This window comes from Prosthecobacter sp. (assembly GCF_046154365.1).
In the GTDB taxonomy this organism is placed as follows: domain Bacteria; phylum Verrucomicrobiota; class Verrucomicrobiia; order Verrucomicrobiales; family Verrucomicrobiaceae; genus Prosthecobacter.
Window position 1 is genome coordinate 1 of sequence record NZ_JBJXFV010000035.1, and the last position, 2,937, is coordinate 2,937.

4 protein-coding genes are annotated in these 2,937 nt (G+C 59.5%); 2 read left to right on the forward strand and 2 right to left on the reverse strand.

Annotation, left to right across the window (positions count from 1 at the left end):
- The coding region (locus ACKVY0_RS04275; protein ID WP_409213557.1) for a transposase domain-containing protein at positions 1-141 on the forward strand (141 nt) is incomplete at its 5' end.
- Between the two features lie 262 nt (positions 142-403).
- Here ACKVY0_RS04275 and ACKVY0_RS04280 read toward each other — a convergent pair.
- Positions 404-1,447 carry a YeiH family protein gene (locus ACKVY0_RS04280; RefSeq protein ID WP_409213554.1) on the reverse strand — a complete coding sequence of 348 codons (1,044 nt, stop codon included), beginning with the start codon at positions 1,445-1,447 and terminating at the stop codon, positions 404-406.
- Positions 1,448-1,581: 134 nt separating this feature from the next.
- On the opposite strand from ACKVY0_RS04280, the gene ACKVY0_RS04285 reads away from it, so the two are divergent.
- A complete protein-coding gene (locus tag ACKVY0_RS04285; protein ID WP_409213555.1) occupies positions 1,582-2,445 on the forward strand; it encodes an LpxI family protein in 864 nt (287 codons plus the stop codon).
- Between the two features lie 238 nt (positions 2,446-2,683).
- Here ACKVY0_RS04285 and ACKVY0_RS04290 read toward each other — a convergent pair.
- The coding region (locus ACKVY0_RS04290) for a transposase (protein WP_409213556.1) at positions 2,684-2,937 on the reverse strand (254 nt) is incomplete at its 5' end.

Below are 2,937 nucleotides of genomic sequence, written 5' to 3' on the forward strand. Positions count from 1 at the left end.
ATGTATACCATCATCGAGACCGCCAAGCTCAACGGCGTGAACGTCGAGGCATACCTCGCAGACCTCATCGCACGCATCGGCGATCACCCCGCCAGGCGCATCGACGAACTACTCCCATGGAATTGGAAGCCCGTGGCCTGACCAGGGGCCATCATCGGACGCTTACTGCGTTTCATTCGTCCGTCCCCTTGAGAAACGGACTCTACCGAAAAATGGCGCCAATTCAGGGGAGCACGTCAGTGCCCTGCGCGCCACCACGGCAGCAGCAAAACGTGCGTATCAACCGGCAGGCGGTCCACCTAACGGAACCGAAACGCTGTAGCGAACAACCGAGCCATCTCTACCGCTATGTTCGCCACACAGTGTTTCGCCGTGTGACGAGTGATTGGGTAGAATATCAGCGTTACGCGACCCCAAGGATACGTATAAGCGTCACGCTGATCACCGCTAGCATCACCAGCGAAAGGGTCACAGCTGCCGTCACCTTTCCGCCAGCACGTGCCACTACCCGCACATCGACACCAAGACCCAACGCTGCCATTGCGATAGTCGTCAGTATTCCGGCCACCAATTTAATCGAGTCGAGAATCATCTCGGGGATAAGGCCAAGCGAACGCACGGTTAACATGCCAAGGAAGCCAATGATGAACCATGGGACCATCTTGCTGAAGCCAAGCTTCGCGGCCCCACCAGCCTTTTGGCCAGCCCGATGGACGATAATGGCTAGTACTACGCAGACCGGGCCCAGCATCAGCACTCGCACCAATTTTACCAGCGTGCCCATCTCCACTGCCTCCGGCCCAACTGGAACGGTGGCAGCAAGAACCTGTGGCACGGCGTAAACGGTCATCCCGGCAAGTGTACCGTACTGAGACATGGTCATACTCAAGAAGTCGCCCACAAGCGGCAGGATCAGAACAGTGATCACACCCAGCACGGCGGTAAAGGCAATGGAGGCAGCCACGTCTTCCTTAGTAGCGCCAATGACAGGTGCCACCGCGGCTATCGCCGAATTGCCACAGATCGCATTGCCACTTGCAATCAACGTCGCCATCTTCGCCGGAAGGTCCAAAGCGCGGCCGATGAGGTAGCTAGCGGTCAATGCACCAATCACGAGCAGAATGACGCTGACCATAAGCAGAGGGCCCGCGGCAATGATTGTCAGAGCGCTCACCGAGGCGCCCAATAGCATGACGGCGAACTCCAACATCTGCTTGCCCGCATAGGCGATACCGCTCTGCAGAATCGCTGGTGGTGTCCATAGGCTCCGGATCAGTGTGCCCAATAGAATCGCAATTACCAGTGCCTCAACCCACGCCCGGCCCATCAGTCTGGCTTCAAGCCATGCCAACCCTCCAGCCGCGGCCGTCACTGCGATACACAAAAGTATGCCAGGCAGCAGGTTGCGAGCCTTGCTGAGAAGTACCGTATGGAATGTGGAGGTCATGGAGTCCGATGCGCTTGTAGATCAGCATCAGCGTGACAATTGCCCTGCGCCGCGTCAACCGGCCATCGCAGAACACGCCGCAGCGCCTTTGCAGGGGCTGGTGCGGAAGCTACTGTTGGGGCAAAAACTTCACCATGAGCAACGGCATCAACGAGGCACGCGGGACACTCGGTATCATTGCCGGCGGCGGCGTGATGCCACTGCGCGTTGCCACTGCTGCGCGGGCAGCGGGGCGTGACGTCTTCTTGGTGGGTTTGGATGGCTTTGCAGAAGCAGATCTCCTCGCGCCTTTTCCCCATGCCTTCGCCCGGATCGGTGCTGCGGGCCGCATCGTGGAGTTGTTGCGGGCTAACGAGGTGCGTGATCTCGTTCTTGTTGGCGCGGTTCGACGTCCAGGATTGTTCGACTTGCGGCCGGATGTCGAGGGCGCAAAGATGCTCGCACGTATCGGAAAGGCGGCGTTCGCGGGCGATGACGGTCTCTTGCGAGCTGTGATCAAGGTGCTGGGCGAGCACGGTTTCAAAGTAGTGGGTGTGCACGAGGTGCTTAAGGAAGCACTCGGGCCGCTCGGCCTGCTGACCCGCACGGAGCCGGATGCCCAGGCGCTGGCGGATATCGCACGTGGTACTGAGGTGGCACGCAAGCTTGGTGAGGCCGATGTCGGCCAAGGATGCGTAGTACAATTGGGCCTTGTTTTGGCGGTCGAAGCGATCGAAGGGACCGACGCCATGCTCGCGCGTTGTGGACCATTGCGTCGCGCGGGTGTTGGCGGCGTGCTGGTCAAAGTGGTGAAGCCGGGCCAGGAGCGTCGCGCTGACCTGCCGACCATTGGCGTTCATACGGTCCGCAATGCCGCTGATGCTGGGCTACGCGGTATCGCCTTTGATGCCGGCGGCACGCTCTTTGCCGACCGCGACGAAGCTATCGCCCTCGCCGACTCTGTAGGTCTATTCATCCTGGGCTTCAACGCAGATCAGCTCATCGCGATGGAAGGCTGAGGAGGGTCGACAATATCCGCTACCTGCAAACCATGCTGTGCGTGGGCGGCGTCGATCGCAGCTGACCTGAGCCCCTGAATCTCCTCCAGGTTTAGGTGGAGTCCGTTTTGAAGGAGACGGACGATGAAGCGATCGAGGTTCTGGGGTTGCCCCGTTTCGGTAGACGGTTTGTTGGCTTTTGGGCTAGGCGTCGGTCATGGTGGATTGCATGTCGGCTTCTTATACCAAGTCTCCGTGATCACAACCTGTTCGCCCACTCGCGCGTGCCGATGGACATGATGCGCCACGGCTGTGCTTCGAGCTTGTTCCATGTTTCGCAACAGTGATCGACGAGATCGTCTTCGTTGAAAAAGATGCGGTTGGACAGCCAGTTGTCGCGCAGGAACTGCCATATGTTCTCCTGCGGGTTGAGTTCGGGGCACTTGGCCGGCAGCGGCACGATGGTGATGTTGGCGGGCACGACCAGCTTGGCGGAGAGATGCCAGCCGGCCT